The sequence below is a fragment of the Actinoplanes xinjiangensis genome, assembly GCF_003148685.1.
Classification (GTDB): Bacteria; Actinomycetota; Actinomycetes; order Mycobacteriales; family Micromonosporaceae; genus Actinoplanes; species Actinoplanes xinjiangensis.
Genome location: NZ_QGGR01000022.1, coordinates 1 through 21,890 on the forward strand (window position 1 = coordinate 1; position 21,890 = coordinate 21,890).

20 protein-coding genes are annotated in these 21,890 nt (G+C 69.8%); 13 read left to right on the plus strand and 7 right to left on the minus strand.

Translation table 11 applies throughout. From position 1 onward, the window contains the following. Positions 1-513: 513 nt before the first annotated feature. Complete coding sequence (locus BC793_RS35360; protein WP_158319467.1) at positions 514-1,650, minus strand: Gmad2 immunoglobulin-like domain-containing protein; 1,137 nt, start codon at positions 1,648-1,650, stop codon at positions 514-516. 633 nt (positions 1,651-2,283) lie between these two features. Here BC793_RS35360 and BC793_RS49890 point away from each other — a divergent pair. From BC793_RS49890 to cspE, 5 genes are all read left to right on the plus strand, one after another. Further along, positions 2,284-2,736: a universal stress protein gene (locus BC793_RS49890; RefSeq protein WP_158319468.1), complete on the plus strand. Its 453-nt coding sequence runs from the start codon at positions 2,284-2,286 to the stop codon at positions 2,734-2,736. A 174-nt stretch (positions 2,737-2,910) separates the two neighbouring features. Further along, complete coding sequence (locus tag BC793_RS35370; RefSeq protein ID WP_109600564.1) at positions 2,911-3,789, plus strand: universal stress protein; 879 nt, start codon at positions 2,911-2,913, stop codon at positions 3,787-3,789. Beyond that, positions 3,786-6,308, plus strand: coding sequence for a GNAT family N-acetyltransferase (locus tag BC793_RS35375; protein WP_239170459.1), 2,523 nt, complete (start codon positions 3,786-3,788; stop codon positions 6,306-6,308). Before BC793_RS35370 ends, BC793_RS35375 begins: the two co-directional genes overlap by 4 nt. 10 nt (positions 6,309-6,318) lie before the next feature. Beyond that, on the plus strand, positions 6,319-6,846 hold the full coding sequence (locus BC793_RS35380; RefSeq protein ID WP_109600567.1) for a flavodoxin family protein: 528 nt from the start codon (positions 6,319-6,321) through the stop codon (positions 6,844-6,846). A gap of 312 nt (positions 6,847-7,158) precedes the next feature. After that, positions 7,159-7,362 (plus strand): transcription antiterminator/RNA stability regulator CspE, encoded by a 204-nt coding sequence (gene cspE / locus BC793_RS35385; RefSeq protein ID WP_109600809.1) that lies wholly within the window; start codon positions 7,159-7,161, stop codon positions 7,360-7,362. Between the two features lie 161 nt (positions 7,363-7,523). On the opposite strand, the gene BC793_RS35390 is transcribed toward cspE, so the two are convergent. The 3 genes from BC793_RS35390 to BC793_RS35400 all read right to left on the minus strand — a co-directional run bounded on the left by BC793_RS35390 (position 7,524) and on the right by BC793_RS35400 (position 11,870). Further along, positions 7,524-8,663: a hypothetical protein gene (locus BC793_RS35390; protein ID WP_109600569.1), complete on the minus strand. Its 1,140-nt coding sequence runs from the start codon at positions 8,661-8,663 to the stop codon at positions 7,524-7,526. A gap of 151 nt (positions 8,664-8,814) precedes the next feature. Beyond that, positions 8,815-11,175 carry an ABC transporter permease gene (locus tag BC793_RS35395; protein WP_109600571.1) on the minus strand — a complete coding sequence of 787 codons (2,361 nt, stop codon included), beginning with the start codon at positions 11,173-11,175 and terminating at the stop codon, positions 8,815-8,817. Then, the gene (locus BC793_RS35400; protein WP_109600810.1) at positions 11,172-11,870 is read right to left on the minus strand and encodes an ABC transporter ATP-binding protein; all 699 of its coding nucleotides are present in this window, start codon (positions 11,868-11,870) and stop codon (positions 11,172-11,174) included. Before BC793_RS35400 ends, BC793_RS35395 begins: the two co-directional genes overlap by 4 nt. Before the next feature lie 112 nt (positions 11,871-11,982). Between BC793_RS35400 and BC793_RS35405 the strand changes: the two genes are divergently transcribed. Both BC793_RS35405 and BC793_RS35410 read left to right on the plus strand, forming a co-directional pair. Next, complete coding sequence (locus BC793_RS35405) at positions 11,983-12,675, plus strand: response regulator transcription factor (protein WP_239170458.1); 693 nt, start codon at positions 11,983-11,985, stop codon at positions 12,673-12,675. After that, a complete protein-coding gene (locus BC793_RS35410; RefSeq protein WP_109600575.1) occupies positions 12,672-14,060 on the plus strand; it encodes a sensor histidine kinase in 1,389 nt (462 codons plus the stop codon). The genes BC793_RS35405 and BC793_RS35410 overlap by 4 nt, the downstream gene beginning before the upstream one ends. A gap of 54 nt (positions 14,061-14,114) precedes the next feature. On the opposite strand, the gene BC793_RS35415 is transcribed toward BC793_RS35410, so the two are convergent. Then, on the minus strand, positions 14,115-14,987 hold the full coding sequence (locus tag BC793_RS35415; RefSeq protein ID WP_109600577.1) for a HupE/UreJ family protein: 873 nt from the start codon (positions 14,985-14,987) through the stop codon (positions 14,115-14,117). Between the two features lie 152 nt (positions 14,988-15,139). Between BC793_RS35415 and BC793_RS35420 the strand changes: the two genes are divergently transcribed. The 5 genes from BC793_RS35420 to BC793_RS35440 all read left to right on the plus strand — a co-directional run bounded on the left by BC793_RS35420 (position 15,140) and on the right by BC793_RS35440 (position 18,492). Further along, positions 15,140-15,538 carry a hypothetical protein gene (locus tag BC793_RS35420; protein ID WP_109600579.1) on the plus strand — a complete coding sequence of 133 codons (399 nt, stop codon included), beginning with the start codon at positions 15,140-15,142 and terminating at the stop codon, positions 15,536-15,538. A 168-nt stretch (positions 15,539-15,706) separates the two neighbouring features. Next, positions 15,707-16,279 (plus strand): alpha/beta fold hydrolase, encoded by a 573-nt coding sequence (locus BC793_RS35425; protein ID WP_109600581.1) that lies wholly within the window; start codon positions 15,707-15,709, stop codon positions 16,277-16,279. A 72-nt stretch (positions 16,280-16,351) separates the two neighbouring features. Then, on the plus strand, positions 16,352-16,975 hold the full coding sequence (locus tag BC793_RS35430) for a hypothetical protein (RefSeq protein WP_109600582.1): 624 nt from the start codon (positions 16,352-16,354) through the stop codon (positions 16,973-16,975). 84 nt (positions 16,976-17,059) lie between these two features. Continuing rightward, entirely contained in the window at positions 17,060-17,440 is a 381-nt protein-coding gene (locus BC793_RS35435) for a hypothetical protein (protein ID WP_109600584.1), read from the plus strand. Between the two features lie 53 nt (positions 17,441-17,493). Then, positions 17,494-18,492 carry a HupE/UreJ family protein gene (locus BC793_RS35440; RefSeq protein ID WP_158319469.1) on the plus strand — a complete coding sequence of 333 codons (999 nt, stop codon included), beginning with the start codon at positions 17,494-17,496 and terminating at the stop codon, positions 18,490-18,492. Positions 18,493-18,630: 138 nt separating this feature from the next. On the opposite strand, the gene BC793_RS35445 is transcribed toward BC793_RS35440, so the two are convergent. Next, complete coding sequence (locus BC793_RS35445; protein WP_158319470.1) at positions 18,631-19,404, minus strand: P-loop NTPase; 774 nt, start codon at positions 19,402-19,404, stop codon at positions 18,631-18,633. A gap of 275 nt (positions 19,405-19,679) precedes the next feature. On the opposite strand from BC793_RS35445, the gene BC793_RS35450 reads away from it, so the two are divergent. After that, positions 19,680-21,032 carry a glycoside hydrolase family 6 protein gene (locus BC793_RS35450; protein WP_109600590.1) on the plus strand — a complete coding sequence of 451 codons (1,353 nt, stop codon included), beginning with the start codon at positions 19,680-19,682 and terminating at the stop codon, positions 21,030-21,032. Positions 21,033-21,246: 214 nt separating this feature from the next. Here the strand turns inward: BC793_RS35450 and BC793_RS35455 are convergent, their stop codons facing one another. Beyond that, a complete protein-coding gene (locus BC793_RS35455) occupies positions 21,247-21,795 on the minus strand; it encodes an RICIN domain-containing protein (protein WP_158319471.1) in 549 nt (182 codons plus the stop codon). Positions 21,796-21,890: the final 95 nt, after the last annotated feature.

Genomic DNA, 21,890 nt, shown 5'->3' on the forward strand with positions numbered 1-21,890 from the left:
CGGCCGCCGCTGTCTCTCACCCGCAGCAGCCCACAAAGACCGACGCGGGTTGATCAGAAACTCTGATCAACCCGCGTTTAACACCAGCCACCTAGAGCGCATCTGACGGATCATCACGGCTGACTGTGGCCGATCGTTGGCCTGTTGTGGCTGGTGATCAACGGAATCGGCTGGTGTAGCCGTCGACGGCGGACACCGCAGACGATGGGACCAGCAGTGATGCGCCGAAGATCGCGGCGGCGACGATGCGTACGTTCATCTGTATCCCGTCCTCCCGTACGAGGGTGCACCTGCTTCCCAGCACAGCCCCCCGACAACCGAACGGGCCAGAGCCAAGGTCCCGGCAGGACATGTACCACCTGCGTGTGCACATCAAAGGCTCCGGACGATCGCGCAGATGCGACGGGACTCCGCCATCGCCCAGCACTGTCCATCCCTTGGCAACCCGCGTGCGGAGGATGCCAGACGGGGACCCGGCCGGGTTCGTGCCGACCAGGTGAGCCGGCCCTACGGCTATCCGGGTAGGTGGGTGAAGGCCACCCGGACGGCAGTCACCTTGGTGACCGCACCGTTGTACGCGGACGGCTCCGAGGCAAGCACCCAACCGGTGTCGGTGCTCGGTGTTGTGAAGGCGATCTGGCCGGTGAAGGGTCGCATCACGTCTCCGCCTCCCGTGACGTGGCCGACGGCGAGCTCCCGCACGGTGCCGTTGTGGATCTGCACCACGCGGATGTTGATATTGCCCTCGAAGGCGAGTGCCCGGCCGCTGATCGTCAGCGGCGAGGTGACGACCGCGAGGTCACTCAGCGTGATGGCGGCAGCCGGCCGGTCGACGACGATGGTGTCGGTGATGACGCCCAGCACGGTGAACGACGTACGCGTCTTGCCCAGGAGCACCCGGCTGAGTGGGCCTGATACGGACCGGCCCTCGCCGACCCGGGTCCGGATGTCCACCGTCGCGATGAAGTCGCTGCGCCACTGCGAACCCTGGACGGCGATGTTCCGCATGCCAGCCACCTGGGCCAGCCAGACGCGGGCGACCCGTTGAGCCTCGGCCAGCGGCGGCATGGTGTTCTCCGGCGGAGACAACTGCAGCCACTCGTAGAACGTGGCGACGTCACCGTCGAGGGAGTAGATCGTCCGGTGCACGGTGGCGAACTGCTTGAAGGTGGTATCCAGCTCCGCCAGGAACGCTGCCGTTCCCGCACTGGATCCGGCGGTCGGCATGACCGGCCGCAGATCGTTGAAGTCGGCGTAGCCCACCGCATCCGCGATGCGGACGCTGCGCAGCTTTCCGGCGGTCGCCGAGGTGAAAACCGACCAGTAGCCCGCGGCGCGCTCCGCCTGGGTGGGTCCTGCCAGTAACTGGGTCAGTGCCGCGGTGGCGACCTTCGGGCTGCGGGGCACACTGCGCCGTACCGCGACCACCTTGGTGGGATCGTCGGCCGGGCCGCGGTGAAAGTAGACCTTGACCGTCATCATGGTCGGCGCGGTGCCCGGCTCCGAGCTGGGGGACTCGCTCGGGCCCGGGATCGCCGGCGCGCCGGCGACTGGTGGCGCCGTGCCGCCCGTTGCGTTGTCGCGGACCGCCAGCCAGATACCACTCAGCACCATTGCGGCTGCGACGAACGCGCTGACCGCGGCTGTCATCCATCGAGTTCTCGTCGAGACATTCATGGTCGCCTCCTGAGATCTCGGAGAGGCGAAACGATCGGGGGTATCCCCCGCGGGACGCGGAGGTAAGCCAGCGCTTCACATCGGCGCCACTCCTACCGCTCGACCCTACGACTCCGCAGCGCCCACGGCACAGGGCTTCAAGACCTGACTCGGCGGGACTCCGAGCACGGACCAGCGAGACCGGTGGGCGGTCGGCTCCGCCGAGGACGCACGCTCGTTGAAGGACGGCCCCCCGGCAGGCTGTGGATAAGGCATGGTGGCGCTCGCCGGCGAGTCGCAATGGGCCAGGAACCTCCGCCGGCGCCGGCGCCGGCGGCGACGCGATGCTGCGAAGTGGACCTACCCGACATGTGCGGCTCTCCGAGCCCCCCATCCCTTCCATCTGCCATTGTCCATTACCCCCGTTTGTCGAATCGCGTACGCCGTCGACAATCGTCCCTGAGTCGCGGCGGAGACCTCAACGACGATGTCGAGGCGGGTGCTCGCCTGGGGGGCCTTTCGGCCCTGCCTGCCCCATCCCATCAGGTGCACGCTCGGGATGACGCCCCGCCGATGGCCGGCAAGCGCTCGGCACCCACCGCGTCACCGACCGCCAGGGAGCCCGGCATGCCAGCTGAAGTCACCGAGACCGCTGCCCGGATCGTCGTCGGAGTCGACGGCTCGCCCGGTTCGAAGGTCGCCCTGACCTGGGCGATGGGTCAGGCGAAGCTGACCGGCGCCGTCATCGAGGCCGTGACCGCTTGGCAGGATCCGGCTATTTACGGTACGGCCTATGGCTGGACCAGCGTCGCGTTCGAGGGTGACACCTATGCCATGAACATGACGAAGGTTCTCGACGACACGATCGCCGAGGTGGCCGACGGCGCCGGGACGCCTGTCACGGTCATCCCGAGAGTGGTGCAGGGCCACCCGGTCGAGGCATTGCTGAAGGCCGCGACTGGCGCGCGACTGCTCGTGCTCGGCAGTCGTGGGCACGGCACGTTCGCCGGGAGCTTCTCGTGGTCGGTGACAAGCGACGCGGTGTCCTCGGCCGAGCCAGCACCGGAGACGTGCCGCTGACCGTGGCGACCGGGGCATCCTGCCCGGTCGCCGTCGTGCCCATGGACCAGCACGAATCGGCACGGCTATGAGTGTGGTGCAGGCCTTTCGGCACGGCCGGGCATGACGTGTCGCCCTGCACACCTGGCATCGACGGCGATCACGATGAAGGGGAGTGCTGGAGAAGGAGGAGCCATGCGAACTCCCACCATCGTCGTCGCCACCGACGGCGCCGCAACATCGGCGACAGTACGGTGGGCGGCCCGCGAGGCCGCACGCCGGCGCGTGAGTCTGCGCGTCGTGCACGTCCTGGACTGGGACTGGAACACCTCACGCTACGACTTCGGCGCCGACAACTTCGAGATGGCCCGCGAACTCGCCGAAACCGTGACCGCAACCGCAGCGGCGGAAGCCCGCACCGTCGCCCCGTCGGTCAACGTCATGGAAGTGACCCTGATCGGCAGTCCGGCCGCGCAGCTGCTCGACGCAGCCGACGGGGCGGATCTGCTGGTGATCGGCAGCCGCGGGCACGGCGGATTCGCCGACCTGTTGCTCGGCGGGGTCAGCCAGCGGGTCGCGACGCACGCCTCCTGCCCGGTGGTCGTGGTGCGCGGACGCACCGAAGCCACCGAGGGACCGATCGCCGTCGGTGTGGACGACTCCGCCGCGGCCGAGCACGTACTGTCCACGGCGTTCGCCGCCGCGGCCGACCGCGGCAGCGGGCTGGTCGCGATCCGCACCTACTTGCCGGCCGTACCGCTGTACTACAGCTATGCCGTTCCGGCGGCCACCATCGCCACTCCTGAGCAGGACACCGCCGAGCGTGCCCGGTTGCAGGAGCAGCTCGCGCCGTGGCGTGGCAAGTATCCGAACGTCGCGGTCGAGACTCTGGTGTCGCACGACAGCGCTGCCGCAGTTCTGGTCGGTGTTTCGCACGGCACGCAGTTGGTCGTGGTCGGCAGCCGCGGCCACGGCGTGATCGTCGGCACGCTGCTCGGCTCCACCGGGCTGCAGCTGCTGCACCACGCCGACTGCCCCGTCTACGTGGACCGCCCGCGCCAGGAACACCGGTGACCACCCACCACCGCCCGGCAGTCTCCGAAATCGCCGATGCCCTGACCGTCGACGGTGGGATCGTTTCGATCCGGCCGATCACCGCGCGGGACCGCCGGGCCATCAGTGCGCTGTACGCCGACGCGTCACCGGACAATCTGCGCCTACGGTTCTTCGCCCGTCCGGGCTCCGCCACACTGGCCGCCGAGGTCGACCGGCTATGCCGTCCGGCCTCGGATCGGTTCCTGGCGCTGCTGGCATGCGAAGGCGACCGCTTGGTCGGGGTGGCGTCCTGCGAACGGATGGGCGACGGGCCACGTGCGGAGTTCGCCGTCTTCATCGCCGACCACGATCACGGCCGGGGTATCGGCACATTGCTTCTGGAGCACCTGACGGCCCGCGGTCGTCGCCTGGGCATCACCGAGTTCGTCGGTGAGGTGTTACCCGCCAACCGGGGCATGCTACGCGTCGCCCACGATCTGAGTTCCCGCACCATGACCCATTTCGACCGCGGAATCGTAGACGTCAGCCTGCACACCGGCGATGACGAGCAGACCCGGCAGGCGATAGACGAACGGGACCGTACCGCCGAGCGGGCGTCCCTGCAGCCGCTATTCAACCCGCGCTCGGTCGCCGTCATTGACGCCGGGCACAGTACCGGCCGAGAGGCATTGCAGACCCTGCGTGAGTACGGTTTCACCGGTCGTCTCTACCCGATCGATCCGGCCGGCACCGTCGTCGACGGGCTGGTGGTGCGCCGCAGCCTGCGCGACGTTCCGGAACCGGTGGATCTACTGGTCATCGCGGTTCCTGCAGACCAGGTCGCGGCCGCACTGACCGACGGCGCGGCAGCCGGCGCCCGCGCGGCGATTCTGCTGAGTGCAGGCTTCGAGGACACGGAGGCCGGCCGCCATCGGCTCGCTGACGTGCTGCGGCTGGCTCGATCTCACGGGATCCGGCTGGTCGGCCCGAACAGCCTCGGTGTCGTCAACACCGATCCGCGGGTACGCCTGGACGCCAGTACCGTACCGGCGTCGCCTCGGGCCGGCGGACTGAGCGTGGCGGCACAATCCCCGGCGGTGGCCGCCAAGGTCCTGGAAGCCGCCGTCTGCACCGGCACCGGAGTCTCGACGCTGGTGGCACTCGGCGACAAGGCCGACGTCAGCGGCAACGACCTGCTCGCGTACTGGTACGACGACCCAGCCACCCGCGCCGTCGCGCTGTTCCTGGAGTCGTACGGCAACCCTCGCAAGTTCGCCCGTACCGTAAGTTCCCTGTCACTACGCAAGCCGGTGCTTGCCATCGCAGGAGACCGCCCACCGGGCGGGCGGGACGACGGGCTGCACACCGCCGCGCTCGATGCCATGCTCGGCCAAGCCGGAGTCGTCCGCCCGAGAACCATCGACGAGTCACTGGACACGGCCCGGATACTCACCGACCAGCCACTCCCAAGCGGGACACGCCTCGCGATCCTGAGCAACTCCAGCGACCTGTGCCGGCTCGCCGCCGACACCGCCGAAGCGGTCCGACTGCGGCTACCGGCAACGCGCGCCTGCACCCGGCGGCAGGTGGCCCGTGTGACGTCGCAGGCAACAAGTATGGACAACCCGATCGATCTCAGCGGCGACGCGATACCCGTCACCTTCGCGTCCGCCGCCTCCGCCGTAGCCGACAGCGGCTCCGCGGACATGTTGCTGATCGCCGTCGCCTGCACTCGGGCAAACCGGCCGGACCTGATCCTGGCCGCACTCGGACCAGTCGTCGACCGATACTCCGACCTACCCATAGCGATAGTGCTCAGCGGGTACACCGGTGACGTCGGTCCAGGCCTGGGGAAACGGCACGCGCCGATCTACCACGATCCGGAACGTGCGGTCCGGGCCTTGGCCCATGCCGCCGGGTATGCCGATTGGCTGCGTCACCCCCACGTTCGGCACGCCGACCTGCCCGGCATAGACAAAGATGGAGCCGGCGCCACGGTCAGCGAGGCGATCGCCACGCGGACAGGCCGGCAACCCCGTCAGCTGACCGCGCGGATCCTCGCCGCATACGGGATCACGATCCTCACGCCGATCGCATTCGGGATGCCGGTGCGACATCACCCCCCATCCCCGGTCGAACTGGTGGCCACGGTGATCCGCGACCCGCTGTTCGGGTCGCTGGTGTTGCTCGGCCCCAGCGGAGCGCACGGTGACACGTTCGATGGATGGGCGGTGCGGCCGGCGCCGATGACCGAGGCGGACCCGAGGCAGATGTGGCGATCTCTTGCCTGCGCATCGCTGCTGAGCACACGACCGGACGACACCGCGGCTCTGGAGAACCTGATGCTGCGGCTGGACCGGCTCGCCGAGGATCACCCGGAGATCGCCGAGCTGACCCTGAACCTGGTACTCGCCGGGACGAACGGTCTGACGGTGGTTGACGCCGAACTACGTCTCGCTCCCGTCCGCGCCGAGACCGACCCCCTGCTTCGCCGCCTGTCACCCGCCGACAAGGAATCCCAGCCCCGGCAGATCCTGAAGGAGCACCCTTTGATGTAGGGAGGCCGCCATGAAAGCACTCATCGTCTACGAGTCGATGTTCGGCAACACCGAGGCGATCGCCCACGTTGTCGCCGAACGCCTGAAGGCCAGCTTCGACGTCACCCTTGCCGACGTACGCGTCATGCCGCCGGTCGGCGACGCAGATCTGCTCATCGTCGGCGCTCCGACGCACGCGTTCAGCATGAGCCGCCCTCGGACCCGCGCGGACGCGATCCGGCACGGCACGACGGTGGGAGCCGGCGTACCCGGCATCGGCATCCGCGAGTACCTCGATTACACACCCTGGCTGACCGGCATGTATGCGGCAGCGTTCGACACCAGGATGAGAAAACCCTTGTTGCCCGGATCAGCAGCCTGCAAGGCCTACCGCCGGCTGCATGCGCTCGGCTGCCACATGGTTGCCCCACCGAAGTCATTTCACGTCGTAGGCATCACCGAGCCACTCATCGACGGCGAGCCGGACCAGGCCCGCCGATGGGCCGACGCGATCACCGCCACAGTGCTCACCGCCCGGCGCACGACACCGGCCGCGTGAGCATCTCCTCCCCCGGCCCCGTCAGGGACCTGCTCGATCACCGGAGTGTCCTCAGCCGAGTCCGACGACGACTGATCGCTGTTGAGCTGGGCGAACTCCTGAAAACGGGAGTATCCGCACGGCGACCTCGGCACCGTGCTACGCTTACTTCGTTGCAGTTTTGATTTCCGTAGACGCTTATGGCGCCTCTTTGGGTTACGTGAACCCGTCCAGGCGCCTTTCGTTTTTAAGTCGGTTCCGACGCGGGTGATCAACGCAGCGGCTCGCGAGACCGTAAGGTGCGGCCTCCAGCGACCTGCGAAGGAGCAGATTATGACTACAGGCACCGTGAAGTGGTTCAACGCTGACAAGGGCTTCGGCTTCATCACCCCCGACGACGGCGGCGCCGACGTCTTCGCCCACTTCTCTGCGATCGCGACGAGTGGCTTCCGCAGCCTCGACGAGAACCAGAAGGTGGAGTTCGACGTGACCCAGGGCCAGAAGGGCCCGCAGGCGGAGAACATCCGCCCGCTCTGATCGTCGCTTAACGATTCGGCGGCCCGGCTTTTTCAGCGGGCCGCCGTTTTGCGTTCCCGACAGGGCGACGAGTCCCCGACGGGAGCCTCCGCAGCGGACTTCTCCGTCGGCGTTTCAGAAATCCATGTCGTTTCAGAAACCCCTGTCCTTGTGCGGTCAGGTCAGCTCAGCCGGCTGGCGTTGAGGGCCATGTTCGCGGCGAAGTGCAGGTTGGCGACTTCGTGCTTTTCCAGCCGCTGCTGAACGGCCGCTTCGTACCGGCCGAGTTTGGCGAATCCGTCGGAGAACCAGCCGTTCTCGCTGCCGGTGCCATCGACGTAGGCGGCGTATCTTGTGCCGTCCGGCCACACCACCCGGGTGAGCAGGACGCCGAAGGCGGCCATGTCGGCTTCGGTCCAGAAGTTGCCGTGGTCCTTGGCTTCGACCAGATATGACAGGACCCCGTTGGCGTGGCTGACGTCCTGGCCGGGTCGCTGCTCGGAGCCCCACTGGTCGTTCCAGAAGTACGCCGTCGCGTCGGCCGGGTTCGGGCGCAACTGGGCACGCAGTCGCTGGTCGATGGTGTCCACGACGGTCCGGTAGCGGGCCCGGCGGCCGTCGTCGGTGGTGATCAGCGACAGGTTGAGGCTGATCGCGGCCCAGTGGGCGGCCATGTGCGTACGGTCGCGGTAGATGTTGTCCTTCTCGCCCCGGGTCTGCCATTTGGTGAAGACGTGCTCTTCGGCGAAACCGAGCAGTCTCTCGTAGCGCTGGCGGTAGCGGGGATCGTCGTGAACCCCGGGCGTCTGCCGCACGACCCGCAACAGGGTGGTGGCGTGCCGCCAGAAATAACTCTCGTAGAGGGGCACCTCCACGCCGTTCGGCTGCAAATCCTCACGGTTGGAGACCCAGCCGAGGAACCGGTCGCGGTACTGGCTGGTCGGCAGCGACGACGACGCCTTCGCGGAGGCTGTCACGTTCTCGACGTACTCCAAGGCCCGGTCGAGGTAGCGGGTCTGACCGGTGGCCTGGAACATCGCGGTGTTCGCGTCGACGTCGTAGGACAGGCTGTAGTGGTTCCAGCTGTCGCCGGACCGGCTCGCGGGCAGCCCGTTCTCGCGCTCGAACTCCCACCCGTCGAGGTACTTCGCCTCCCAGTGGCTGACCGGCAACACCGAGGCCGGCCCCTGCGACGTCGCTGACGGTGTGGGAGCCGAAGCGGTAGCCGTCACCTCGGGCTCGTCCTGGACACTCCGGACGGCGAACACCGCGCCGGCCACGATCAGCACGCCGAGAAGCCCCAGCAAGCTCCAGCGTCGCACGCCTCCCCTTCCGCAGTCCTTCCCTTCTTTGGTACGCGACGGACCTCCGGATCGGCGTGTCAATTCCTCGACAGGGTGGCGCCGATGGCAGCACGCTCACGTTCCCGGGGTCGGTAGTCACCGGGAGACTGGTGAGAGACGCCCCAGTGCCCTATTCGTAGGCGAGTGCCTGCCGGACCGTCATCCGGGCGGCCCGGCGTGCGGGCAGCAGGGCCGCCACCACGCAGATCCCGCAGACCAGCAGCAGCCAGCCGACCACCGCGAAGCCGTTGGCCGTCACGGCCAGCGGTGTGTTGAGCAGGAGATCACCGAAGATCGAGCCGAAGGCCAGAGTCGCCGGGACAGCCAGCACCACCGCCGCGACCAGCCAGCTCACGACACCGATGGTGACGGCTTCGGCCAGGATCAGACCGCGCACGGCACGATCGGTGGCCCCGAGCGACCGCAGGACGCCGATCTCCCGGGTCCGTTCGGTGATCGACACCGTGAGGATGGTCGCCAGTCCCAGACCACCCACCACGACGCTGATCACGGTGACCAGGTTCAGGAACACCACGAAGATGATCTGATGGGCGACCAGGACCTTACGGATGTCGTCCTGGGTGCGTACCCCGGCGACCGCCATCCCACCACCGGTCAGAGCCTTCTCGAGGTCCTGTCGTAGCGGCGCCGGATCGACCGCCTGGCTGATCAGCCGGATCGTGTCGGCGGTGCCCGCGGTCCCGCTGGCGGCAGCCAGTTCGTCGCGGTCGACCCAGGCGGACGGGGAGCCGACCTGGACGGCGACACCGACGATGGTCCAGCCGGTCTCCTGATCACCGGTACGGGTGGTCAGCGTCGATCCGACGGTGGCTCCGGGATTCTCCTGCGCATAGTCGGCGCTGAGCACCATGGCCCGCTGCTCTCCGGGTTGCAGCCATCGTCCGGCGGTCAGTTTCAGTCGCAGGTCCAGGCTCGCGGACGGGACACCGCTGATCTGCCCGGTCCGCCCGGCGGGGAACGTCGCCGGCGCCGAGGTCCAGATCTCGGCGCGGGCGATGCCGGGTACCGCGGTGACCGCCCGTTCGAGCCGGTCGACCGGGTACGGCCGGTCCAGCATGACGGTCAGGTCGTACGGCTCGGCCGCGATGGTCTGCTCGACGAACGTGTCGGCGAGCCCGTCGGACACGTTGAAGGCGGCCATGAACATCGCCCCGCCCACGGCCAGGGCGGCGCTGGCGAGCACGAGCCGGCCGCGACGGCGCACGGCGTTACGGACGCCCAGCAGCGGCAGGCGCGGCAGCCGGGTGCCGCGGGCCAGGCGCCCACCACCGGCGATGCGAGGCGCGGTCACCCCGTGGTCGCGCATCGCCGCCACCGGCGCCACCCGGCAGGCGCGGATCAGCAGGACCGCGGCCACCAGCAGCGGCACCACGATCCCGGCGGTCAGCTGGGCGATGATCAGCCACCACGGCATCGAGTCGTCGGTGACCTCGAAGTTCATGAACTCGGCGATGAACCCGACGAAACCGAGCCCGGCCAGCCGCCCCAGCGGCCATCCGATCAGGCACGCCGCCACCGCCAGCACTGTGGTGCCGGCGAGATAACCGCCGGCGATCTGTTGCCAGGTCGCACCGACGGCTTTCATCGTGCCGATCTCACGGACCTGCCCGGCGAGCAACCCGGACACCACGGTGACGATCAGCAGCACGCTCAGCAGCAGCGCCAGCGCCCCGAACAGCAGCTCCAGCCGCAGCATGCCGTTCATGATCTCCTGATGCGGATGGGCCCCGGGCTCCGGGACGTCGACGGTGGTCACCGAAACGCCGGCCGCGGTGAGCCGCTGCGCCACCGCGTCGGCGACCGACCTGATGTGAGCAGCGTCCGTGCGGTCCCCGTCGACGAGGATGCGGACCTCGGCCGGGGTGGCCGCGAAGCCGAAGCCCGCCACGGTCTGCGGGGTGACGTAGCCGTACACCATGCCCTCGACCCAGCTGGGCGGCAGGCCGGGATCACTGGCGGTCCCGGCGATCGGCACCGTCCGGACCGGTAACCCGGGCAGCTCGACCTCGACGTGTTCGCCGCTGCCGATATCGTCGAGCAACCGCAGCCCGGACTGCTCCAGCACGATCTGCCCGTCCACCGGCGGCCAGGCACCGTCGCGTGGTGTCAGCCGGGCGATCCGGTTGCCCGCGTACGAGTCGCGGACCGTCAACCGCAACGGCTCCCACTGCCGGGCCCCCGGCTGCCGGATCCGTGCGGTGAGCGTCCGACTGGTGTCCGCCGCGGCCACCCCCGGCACGGCGCGAACCTGCTCGGCCGCGGCCGGAGTGACACCGCGGGCGCTGATCGTCGCCGACGGCGGATCGGTGGCGAGGTAGCCGGTCCGCTGCTGGGACCGGGCGACGGCATAGCTGGTCGACACCGCGGTCACGGCGAGCACGGCGAGACCCATCGCGGCCACCACGACGGTCGTGCGGCCCCATCTGCGGCGCAGGTCGCGGGCCACCTTGCGGGAACGGACCCCGGTCATGCCGCGACCCGGCCGTCGGCAAGGGTGACGGTCCGGTGCACCCAGCGGGTGATGTCCCGTTCATGGGTGACCATCAGGACACAGGTTCCGGCGGCGGCGACCTCACCGAGCAGGTCCAGCACGGCATCGCCGGTGTGCGTGTCCAGGTTGCCGGTCGGCTCGTCGGCGACCAGCACCGGCGGCTCGTTCACCAGAGCCCGGGCGATCGCTGCCCGCTGCTGCTCGCCGCCGGAGAGCGTGGCGGGCAACTTGTCGGCGTGGGCGCGCAGGCCCACCCGGTTCAGCATGTCGAGGGCGCGGTCCCGGCGCTGCCGGACGCCGACGGTGCGGCTCAGTTCCATCGGCAGCACGACATTCTCGGCCACCGTCAGCGTGGGCAGCAGCTGGAAGAACTGGAAGACCACACCGACGGCACGGCCACGCCATGCAGCCAGCCGATTCTCGCTCAGCCCCTCCAGATCGGTGCCGGCCACCCGCAGACGTCCGGAGGTCGGCTGGTCGAGACCGGCGATGAGGTTCATCAGGGTCGACTTGCCGGAGCCGGACCGGCCCACGACCGCCACGAACTCGCCGCGGCGTGCTTGCAGGTCGATGCCGTCGAGTGCCCGGAACTCCGCCGAGGCGGACCGGTAGGTCTTCACGATCTTCTCGACGTCCACGACCACGTCCGGATCGGTTGCGGTTTCTCTCGTCATGCCGGACAGCACAGTGGTGCATCCTCCCCAGGGCTTCCCGGTTTCCTCTGAGTTCCCCATGAGAACCGCTGCGGCGGTTCGGGTACGCGGCGACGGCTGATTGACTGGCCCGGTGAGCAACACCGAACGAGTCCTGGTGGTCGACGACGAACCCAACATCAGCGAACTGCTGGGGACCGCGCTGCGTTTCGTCGGCTACGACGTGCGTACCGCCGGGGACGCCGGGCAGGCCCTGGCCGTCGCCGAGTCGTTCCGGCCGGACCTGGTGGTCCTGGATGTGATGCTGCCCGATCTGGACGGCTTCCAGGTGTGCCACCGGCTGCGCGGGCTGCTGCCGCAGATCCGGGTGGTGTTCCTGACGGCACGCAACCAGGCCGCCGACGCCGTCACCGGACTCACCGACGCCGGCGGCGACGAGTACATCCGCAAGCCGTTCGACCTCGACGAGCTGATCGCCCGGGTGGCGCTGGTGCTGCGGCGAGGCGCGGTCGCCCGCCCGAGGCGGCTGCACGTCGCCGATCTCGTCCTGGACCAGGACACCTACGACGTCAACCGCGACGACCGGCCACTCTCGCTGTCGCCGACCGAGTTCCGGCTCCTGAACTACCTGATGCTCAACACCGGCCGGGTCGTCTCCAAGGAACAGATCCGCGACCAGGTGTGGCAGTACGACTTCGCCGGCGAGGTCGGCGTGGTCGAGAACTACATCTCCTACCTGCGCCGCAAACTCGGCGACCCGCCACTGATCCGCACCGTCCGCGGCGTCGGATACCAGCTGCGCAGCCCCCGACCGGGCGCGGTATGACCGGTATCGCCGCCACACATCACCGGCGGCCGCTGCGGCACCGGCTCATCATGCTCATGGTCACCGTCGTCACCACGATCCTGCTGATCACCGTCGTGGCGTTCATGACCCTGATCTTCCAGCTGCTGTCCGGCGAACGCGACGAACGGCTCACCGCCGCGCTCGCCACCACCGGCGAATACACCGACGTGACCCTGCAGATCGTCGACTCGTCCGGTCGTACCCGATCGATCTTGCAGATCCAGGGCCGCGGCGGCCCGGCCGCACCCACCGCCGAGGCCGCGGCAGCGGCCGTCCAGGCCGCACACCCGATCACCGTGACCGGCCCGGACGGCGCGTGGCGGCTGGCCGCCCGCCCGCAGCCGGACGGCACGTGGCTGCTCGCCGGCCAGCCCATCGACGGCGAACGCCGCCTGCACGACCGCCTCGCGCTCATCTGGTGCGGCACCGTCCTGGTCATCCTGCTGGTGACCGCCGGCCTGACAAGACACCTCATCCGGTACGGGCTACGCCCCCTCACCGCCGTCGCCGACGAGGCCACCCGCATTCACGCCGGTGACCTGACCCGCCGGCTGCCGGCCGCAACCTCGGACGAGATCGGACAACTCGCCGCCGCCGTCAACGGCATGCTCGACCGCGTGCAGACCGCCCTGCACGAGCGGCAACAGGCCGACGAGCGGCTGCGCAGGTTCGTCGACGACGCCGGCCACGAACTGCGGACACCGGTGACCGCCATCCGTGGCTGGGCCGACCTCTACCGGCGCGGCGCCATCCCCGACAGTGAGATCCCCACCGCGATGCGCCGCATCCGCCAGGAGACCGAACGGGTCGGCTCCCTGGTCGACCAACTGCTGCAACTCGCCAGCCTCGACCAGCCCACCGGCGGACCCGGCCGACAGGAAACCCGCCGGACCGTCGACCTCGCCGAGATCGTCCGCGATGCCGTACTCGACGCCCGCGCGGTCGACGCCGACCGGCCGATCACCGCCGACCTGCCGCCCACCGGCACCGGCCTGGTCCGCGGCGACGCCATGGCCCTGCACCAGGTCGTCGCCAACCTGCTCGCCAACGTCCGGGCGCACACCCCGCCCGGCACAGCCGCCCGCCTGCACCTGCAACGGCAGGTCGCCGGCGGCGACCGCATCGTGTTGCGGGTCGCCGACGACGGGCCCGGCGTGCCGGCGGAGGTGCGCGACAGGGTGTTCGACCGGTTCTTCCGCGTCGACCCGGCACGAGCGCATCGCGACAGCAGCGGCGCCGGGCTCGGCCTGTCCATCGTCGCGGCGATCGTGGCCGACCACGGCGGTGACATCCGCGCCGAACCCGGCGACGGGTTCACCGTACGGATCAGCCTGCCCGCCGCTCGACCCGCATCCGCCCGGTGATCGCCGTATCCCTCACGGACGGATCGGGTTCGCCGGTCCGACGCGGCCGGATCGTCAGCCGGCGGACTTCGACCGTGGGTCGGCGAACCAGGCCTTGCTAAACTCCTGCACGGCAGGCAGATCGAAGGCCGAGCACACCAACTCCGTACGGTAGGCGTGCACCGCCTTGACCGGTTCGGTCTGGGCCGGGTCGGGGCCGCCGACGACCTTGCCGGACGACTTGTCGTTGACGTAGGCCCGCAGCTGGGCGAGCTGGTCGGCGGGCAGGTCCGGGCGGTAGCGCACGATGACGAACCCGTCACCGACGACGTGCCCGAACGCCTTCGCCGGTGCTTGTTCACCGGGTTCGTAGAAGTCCTTCGGCGGGTGGCCGCCACCACCGGGGTAGGTGCCGGTGCGTTCCCGGACCTGACAGCTCGCGCTCACCGCCTCGGCCGGTTCCTCCTTCGCGGTGACCTCGAGAACGGTGAGGACTCCGGCGGCGACGATGCCGGCGGCGATCAGGGCGCCGTATGCCAGCCGGATCCGCTGTGGTGACGGGCGGACCCTGCCGAGCAGCCGCACCGCGCCGGCCATCAGCAGCAGGGCGGCGAGCTGGCCCAGTTCGACACCGAGGTTGAAGAACAACACCCGCGACAGCACGCCGTCGGCGGGCAGGTCCAGGTCCTGTAGCCGGGGTGCCAGGCCGATGCCGTGTACGAGGCCGAACCCGAACACGGCCGCACCGAACCAGCGCCAGTCCGCCGGCCTGCCGACGACCCCCACGACACCGACGAAGACCAGGCTGAACGCGACCGCGATGTCGACCAGGGTCGCGTTGACCCGCCACCCGGCCAATGTCGCGACGATCAGGGTGATGCTGTGCCCGAGGGCGAACAGGCTGATGAACGTGGCCGCCCGCTTCGCGGCATCGTGTATTGGTCGCATCGCGCAGCTGAGAAGTTCCACACCGGTTGGAGAGGACTCACCTCACGGCATCCTCTCCGCAGGCACACCCGGACGACGCCGACGGCCACCACCGTGAACTGTCACACGACCGGAGGGACCGTCCGACCGCGGCAGCTGGTTAACTGGACGACATGACCGCGGACCCGTACCGGACGCGCCGGCCCGGACGCCCGCGCCCGGGTGCGGGTGCCGCGGTGGTCATGCTTCTGCTGCTTCTCGCCGCGATCGCGATGTTCCCGGTCGACCACGAGCACCACTACACCGTCGCGGAGCACGACCACGTGTCGGGTGCGGCGTGCGTGACGCAGCATCACCACATCGGTGCGCCGATACCCGAACACGGGCACCGCCACGAGGCCGATGTCGTGTCGAACCTGACGCCGCGTTCCCGCCTCACCGCACCGGACGTCGTCGTCGCCCTCGCGGTCGCGTGCGGCAGTGCGACGGACTCCCCGGTTCCCCCGTCCCGTGCCGCGCCTCCGGTGCCACCTGACGTCGATCTCCATCTGCTGGGCGTGCTGCGGGTGTAGGAGGCCTGCGCCTTCGCACCCATCTCAGGCACCATTTCGCTCCCGCCACGCCATGCGCGTCGCGGACGGCGCCTGCTTCGCGTCCCGCAGACCAGAGAGACGATCGACGTGTACCCGCAACCCCGACGCCGGACCACCCATGCCTACGGAACCCCGAAGAATCTTCTCGTGTACGACCGATGGGGCGCCTACGGCCGCCCGATCGTCCTGCTGCACGGCCTGCTGTCCGACCGCACCATGTGGTGGCCGGTGGCCGCCGACCTCGGTGACTCCTGCACCGCCATCGCGGTCGACCTGCCCGGCCACGGCGACTCCGCGCCCCGCGAGCACTACCACCTCGACCAGCTCACCCACGACCTGGCCATGATGATCAGCCGCCTCGACCTGCGGCGCGCACCGATTCTGGTCGCCCACGCCGAGGCCACCATGATCGCGGAGACGTTCGCCGACCACTACGCCACCCATGCCGTGCTCGGCGTGGGAACAACGGCTGTCACCGGCGACGATCTGGCGGCGGTGCCGGAGCCGTACCGGCAGTTCGCCGTCCCCCGTGAGGATCGGGGGCTGCGGGCGGCGTACCTCGAATCGTTGACCTGGCCGCCCGCCCGGACCCGGACCTCGACGCCCGCGCCGGCCCGGGTCCACGCAGGCGAGACGCCGCAGCCGCACCTCGGCGCCGACCGTTTCCCGCACCTGCGTGATCCCTGCGCGTTCGCCGAGATGCTACGGAGCCTGCGCTGACAGGCCACCGGCCGCTACTTCGCTCTAGCATGACCGGCAGACCGGACATCCGGCGTGAATGACCCCGAGGACATGACGAAACCGACACCACTTCCCGGGCAGCGCGGCGGCCGTCTTCTGACGGTCGTGTCGGCGCTGTCCGCCGGCGTGCTCGGCTGGCTGATCGCCCATGCATGCACCGACTGGCTACTCGCGCATGCCGGGCACCACCACGGGAATCCAGGTGCTCACGGTCACCTTCATCTGTCTGCCGCGATCCTGCTCACGGCGTGCCTGGCCGCCGGCTCGGTGCTGGCCGTGTTCATGGCCGCGATGGCCGGCCGTGTTCGCGCCGGCCCGCGCCGCCACCGGCCGATGAGTTCCGTCGCGCACCGGTCGAGCCTGCTCAGCACCACGGCGTTCGTCGCGGCGGAGTTCGGCGAACACGCCGCTGCCGGCGCGCACGACGTACCGCCGGCCGGGGTCCTCCTGCTGGGCTGCGCGGTGCACGCCCTGATCAGTGCGGCCTGCGCTCTGGTGTGGCGGCACTGTCTCGAGCAGGTGCTCGGTCTCGCGGCCCGGATCCGGCGGACCGCCTCCTACCGCAACGCCCACAAGCCTCCGGCCGTCGTTCGGCGCCCGGTGGCATTGCGCCGGACGTGGCAGGCGCTGGCAATGGCCGGGCGGGCGCCGCCGACCGCCTCCGCCCGCGGCTGAGCCGTAGCGGCATACCTCTCCCCGTCTTCTCGCGCCCGGCCTCGATGTCGGGCGATCCTTCATGCCTTCTGACAAGGACTTATCGTGCGCATCAGTGTTCCGCGCGGCGTTCCCGCCGTGCTGCTTCTCGCCGTCCTGCTGACCGGCTGCGGCGACGACACCACGGCCACCAGCACGCCGGCACCCGGTACGGCTCCGTCCACCGCGGCACCCGCGGCAACCGCGGCCGCGTACTCGAACATCGTCGGGCTGTTGGTGTCGGCCGATGAGAAGCAGGTGGTGATCAACCTGCCCGACGGCAACGCCCGTACGTTCCTGGTCCGCCCGGAGGACGCCCCGCGGCTGGGCATCCGGCACCTGGCCTCGCACGCCGGGCTGACCGACATCGGCTTCGAGATCACGTACGTCACCGTCGACGGCAAGGACTACGTCGTCGCCGCGCAGGAAACGGCTCCGCCGCAGTGACCGCCGGGCGTACCCGGATCCTGACGGCTCTGATACTCGGCATCATCGGAGTCGTGGTCTCCCCCGCCACGGCATGGGCGCACGGCATCGGCGGCTCAGCCGCGGACAAAACCGTGTGGGAGTTCATCCCGCTCGGCATCGAGCACATGCTGCTCGGCTGGGATCACCTGCTGTTCATCGCCGGTATCGTGCTGCTCGCCGGCGAGTGGCGGCGGGCGGCGAAGCTCATCTCGGTGTTCGTGGCCGGGCACAGCACCACCCTGATCATCGCGACGCTGGCCGGCTGGCAGGTCAACGCCACCGCCGTCGATGTGGTGATCGCGTTGAGTCTGGTCTTCGTCGGTGTCGTCGGCTGGTTCGGACCGCGCGACAGGTGGCGGTTGTTCGGGGCCGGGGTCCTGATCTTCGGCCTGATCCACGGTGTCGGCCTGTCGACCCGGCTGCAGGACCTCGGCCTGCCCGAGGAGGGGCTACTGGCCCGGGTCATCGCGTTCAACGTCGGCGTGGAGATCGGGCAGCTGCTCGGCATCCTGGTGATGCTGCTGATCGGCAAGGCCGTCACCCGGCTGGCCGCGGCGTCGAATGCCCGCCGGCCGGCGTACGCGGCCCTGGCCGTCACCGGCCTGATCGCGGCCTCGGTCCTGTCGGTGCTGGCGGTGACCGCGCCCGAGGAGGACCGCGGCACCGCGCTCGGCGCCTGCACGGTGGCCGCCAGGACGGAGACGTTCCCGAACGCGGCGGACGCCGGACATCCGGAGAAGGACTTCTACGAGACGACCGAGGCCACCCCGAGCGACGACTTCGGTCACGTGCTCGGCGACGGCTTCGTCATCGTGCAGTACCAGCCGTCCCTGCCGGCCGTCGAACTCGACCAGCTCCGGGCGTACGTCATCAGCCCGGAAGGCACCCGAATCGTCGGTGGCCCGGCTCCGGATCAGAAGCAGCCGGTCCGGGCGCTCACCGCGTTCGAGACGCTGACGTGTGAGTCGTTCGACCTGGCCGCGCTGCGCCAGTTCAGCGACAACTGGTTCAACGACCCGCGCTCGCAGTGATGCCGCCCCGGGTACCGCGCCACCAGACGGTGGGGCGGCACCCGGGGGTAGGGGACGCCATGGCAGGGCCGTGCCTACGACGCTGATCAACGCCTTCGGCATCGCTGACATACGGGTCGGACGAGGATCGGGAGTGGATCACCCGGCGATGTGCGTCTCCACCGCATCGACAACGGGAGCGAGATCGACGGGGTCGATCACCGCGCCGGGACGGAACGGGAGCCGCGCGAGCCGTTCGACACCGCCGGCCCAGATCGTGCGCTCCTCGGGAGCCGGCTCGTGCAGGTCGGTCTTCTCGCCGCAGCACGGGCATGCGAAGTACGCCATGTTCTCCACCCCGCCCAGCACGGGCGTCCGGACCTGCCGGAGCGTGCCGAGGGACCGGCTCGTATCCAGGTGGGCGACCTCGGCCGGCGTCACCACCAGGATCGTGGTCACCCTCCCGGCGCCGGACAGCACCCCCTGCTGGGTGAAGTTGATGCCGGGCGGCAGATCCACGACGAGGGCTTCGACGTCACCCCAGGCTGTTTCCCTGATCAGCCGGCCGAGTATCAGGTCACCCAGATCCGAGCCGAGTGCGAGCCCCTGGTGGCCGGCCATCAGGAAGCCCGCAGAGGCGACCTTGAGGCCGTCCACCTCCATGGCCTCCAGGTCCGAGCCGCCCTGACCGGCGCGTCCCCACCGGGCGAGGGTGATCGACCGGGCCGGCACGTCGCGGCGCAGGCCCAGCATGCGCGGCACGTCGGGCCCGGCGATATCCGCATCGACCAGCCCGACCCTACGGCCGCGACCGACCAGTTGACGTCCGATCGCCACCGCGACGCTCGACTTACCCACTCCGCCCTTGCCGCTGGCGACGGCGATGATCGGTAGTGGCGCCGGTGCTTGCCGGGCGGAACCGGATGCGTCCATGCCGCAACCGTACCGACGAGGGACCTGTGCAGCGTTCATCTGCCACGCCGATGCGGTGATCCCGGAGGCCGGGTCGTCGAGGACGGCCCGGCGTTCCGAAGGGGTCGTGCAGGTGCGCAGCCCGCCGGTCCCCGGTGGGCGGCGCGGCCGGTCCGGGGGACGCACCGGGCATCCGTTTGGGCGCGGGGACGCCGAACTTTGCCCAGATGTTGCCTACAGACATCGATACGATTAACTTGGGAGCGCTCCCACCCCCCGTCCCCAGGAGAGCGCCCATGTCCCGATCCCGCGTCTTCGCCGTCGCCGCCGCCTGCACCACCGTGGCGGCGGCAAGCGTTCTGGTCGCCACCGGCTCCGCCTCGGCCGGCACGATCTCCGGAACCCTCTACCGAGACCCGAACACCGCCGTCGCCCGCTGGCTGGAGGCCAACCCCGGCGACTCGCGGGCCACCGTGATCCGCGACCGGGTCGCCAGCCAGCCGGCCACCCGTTGGCTGTCGAACTTCAACATCTCCACCGTCGGTGCGGAGGTCGCCACCTACATCGGCGCCGCCAACGCGGCCGGGCAGATTCCCGCCCTGACCGTCTACGGCATCACCAACCGGGACTGCGGCGGCGCCAGCTCCGGTGGTGCCCCCGACCTCAACCAGTACCAGACGTGGATCGGCAACATCGCCCGCAACCTGGGCGACCGGACCGTCGTCCTCAATCTGGAGCCCGACTCGATCGCTCTGCTCACCTGCCTGAACAGCAGTGAGATCGCAGCCCGTAACCAGGCGCTGCGGACCGCGACGCAGACGCTGAAGGCCGGCAACCCGAACGCCAAGGTCTACCTCGACGGCGGGCACTCCGCATGGAACAGTGCCGGCGAGCAGGCGTCCCGCCTCGCCGCTGCCGGGATCGCCGCCGCGGACGGCTTCTACACCAACGCCTCCAACTTCCAGCCGACCAGCGCGGAGTCGGCGTACGGGCGCTCGATCATCGCCGCACTGAACGGGCAGGGCGTCAGCGGGAAACGGCAGGTGATCGACACCAGCCGCAACGGCGGCGCCAGTGGTGACTGGTGCGGTGACGACAACACCGACCGCCGGATCGGTCAGTACCCGACGGTGAACACCGGGGACGCGAACATCGACGCGTACCTGTGGATCAAGCCGCCGGGCGAGGCCGACGGCTGCCGGTACGCGGCCGGATCGTTCCAGCCGGATCTCGCGTACAGCCTGGCGAGCAGCGCCACCAACCCGCCGTCACCGTCGCCGACCTCGTCCTCCCCCTCGTCGTCACCGTCCTCGTCACCCTCGTCCTCACCGTCGTCGTCGCCGTCGTTGCCGGTCGGCGCCTGCGGTGCGACGCTGCGGGCGGCGAGCACCTGGAACGGTGGATACCAGGGTGAGGTCAAGGTCCAGGCCGGCAGCGGTACGCCCGCCGGGTGGACGGTCTCCTGGACGCTGCCGGCCGGCTCCGTGGTCAGCCAGGTGTGGAACGGCACGCTGACCTCGTCCGGTTCCACGGTCAGCGTCCGCAACGTCTCGTGGAACGGCAACCTGCCCGCCGACGGCTCTGCCACCTTCGGGTTCATCGCCTCGGGCACACCCGGGACGCCGGCGCTCACCTGCACCTCCCCCTGACGCGGCGGCCGGGGCCGCGCCCGCACGCGCCCCGGCCGGCCGCCTCACCGATCGCGGCCGCGGTCGGTGAGGCGGCCGGCCGCGGCCGCGATCGGTGACCTACGGCGCCGTGTCAGCGACCCGGACCCCAACCCGGACCCACGTGGACCACCGCGCCCTCCGGTCTCGCCGTTCCACCGACCAGCGCCGCCGGTGACGACCGTCCACAACCCGGTCAGACCGGGGCGACCTCCTCAAAAGTCCACGCCTGACTGTCGTCGCCCTCCTCGATGGCGGCCTGCCTCAGGACTGTGCCGCCCTCGACGACCCTGCCGGTGCCCTGGTTGTAGAGCTGGAAGGTGGCGAGGGCGCCCGACTGCCCGACCCGCCAGATGCCCCACTTCTGCGTCGGCGTCGCGGTGTAAGGGTTCTGGATCACGGCCGCGTCGGCTGCGGTTCCGCCCCCGGCCAGGTCCAGGACCTGGCCGCTGTGCCGGGCGACGAGCTTGTACTGGAACGGGGCGACGCAGAGCGCCCGCCACTGCTCGTTCGTCGCGCCGGCGTACGGCCATTCGATGATCGGGCCACCCGCCGCCTTCGACCTGCGGGCGACGTTCAGCGACTTACCGGTCCGGACGTTGGTGATCTTGTAGTAGGCGGACGGGCTCGGTCCCCGGTAGCAGACGGGGTCGTCCGCGGCGGCGTGCGCGGGAGAGGCGAGCGGCGCGGCGGTGAGCCCCGCAGTGGCGAGCAGCGCGGTCAGTACACGACGGAACGAGCGCACAGAGTTCTCCTCGGTGATCGATTACATAAGCGAGCACCGATGTTAGCGATAACTATTCGATCTCCGTTGACAGGGTTCGTCGAAACGTTTCGCCG

What these genes read in the sequence shown, in the direction of transcription:
- BC793_RS35395 (WP_109600571.1), bottom strand. Translation starts at nt 11,175, where the DNA reads ATGACCGGGGTCCGTTCCCGCAAGGTGGCCCGCGACCTGCGCCGCAGA.
- cspE (WP_109600809.1), top strand. Translation starts at nt 7,159, where the DNA reads ATGACTACAGGCACCGTGAAGTGGTTCAACGCTGACAAGGGCTTCGGC.
- BC793_RS35380 (WP_109600567.1), top strand. Translation starts at nt 6,319, where the DNA reads ATGAAAGCACTCATCGTCTACGAGTCGATGTTCGGCAACACCGAGGCG.
- BC793_RS35410 (WP_109600575.1), top strand. Translation starts at nt 12,672, where the DNA reads ATGACCGGTATCGCCGCCACACATCACCGGCGGCCGCTGCGGCACCGG.
- BC793_RS35445 (WP_158319470.1), bottom strand. Translation starts at nt 19,404, where the DNA reads ATGGACGCATCCGGTTCCGCCCGGCAAGCACCGGCGCCACTACCGATC.
- BC793_RS35430 (WP_109600582.1), top strand. Translation starts at nt 16,352, where the DNA reads ATGACGAAACCGACACCACTTCCCGGGCAGCGCGGCGGCCGTCTTCTG.
- BC793_RS35360 (WP_158319467.1), bottom strand. Translation starts at nt 1,650, where the DNA reads ATGACAGCCGCGGTCAGCGCGTTCGTCGCAGCCGCAATGGTGCTGAGT.
- BC793_RS35450 (WP_109600590.1), top strand. Translation starts at nt 19,680, where the DNA reads ATGTCCCGATCCCGCGTCTTCGCCGTCGCCGCCGCCTGCACCACCGTG.
- BC793_RS35420 (WP_109600579.1), top strand. Translation starts at nt 15,140, where the DNA reads ATGACCGCGGACCCGTACCGGACGCGCCGGCCCGGACGCCCGCGCCCG.
- BC793_RS35400 (WP_109600810.1), bottom strand. Translation starts at nt 11,870, where the DNA reads ATGACGAGAGAAACCGCAACCGATCCGGACGTGGTCGTGGACGTCGAG.
- BC793_RS49890 (WP_158319468.1), top strand. Translation starts at nt 2,284, where the DNA reads ATGCCAGCTGAAGTCACCGAGACCGCTGCCCGGATCGTCGTCGGAGTC.
- BC793_RS35415 (WP_109600577.1), bottom strand. Translation starts at nt 14,987, where the DNA reads ATGCGACCAATACACGATGCCGCGAAGCGGGCGGCCACGTTCATCAGC.
- BC793_RS35370 (WP_109600564.1), top strand. Translation starts at nt 2,911, where the DNA reads ATGCGAACTCCCACCATCGTCGTCGCCACCGACGGCGCCGCAACATCG.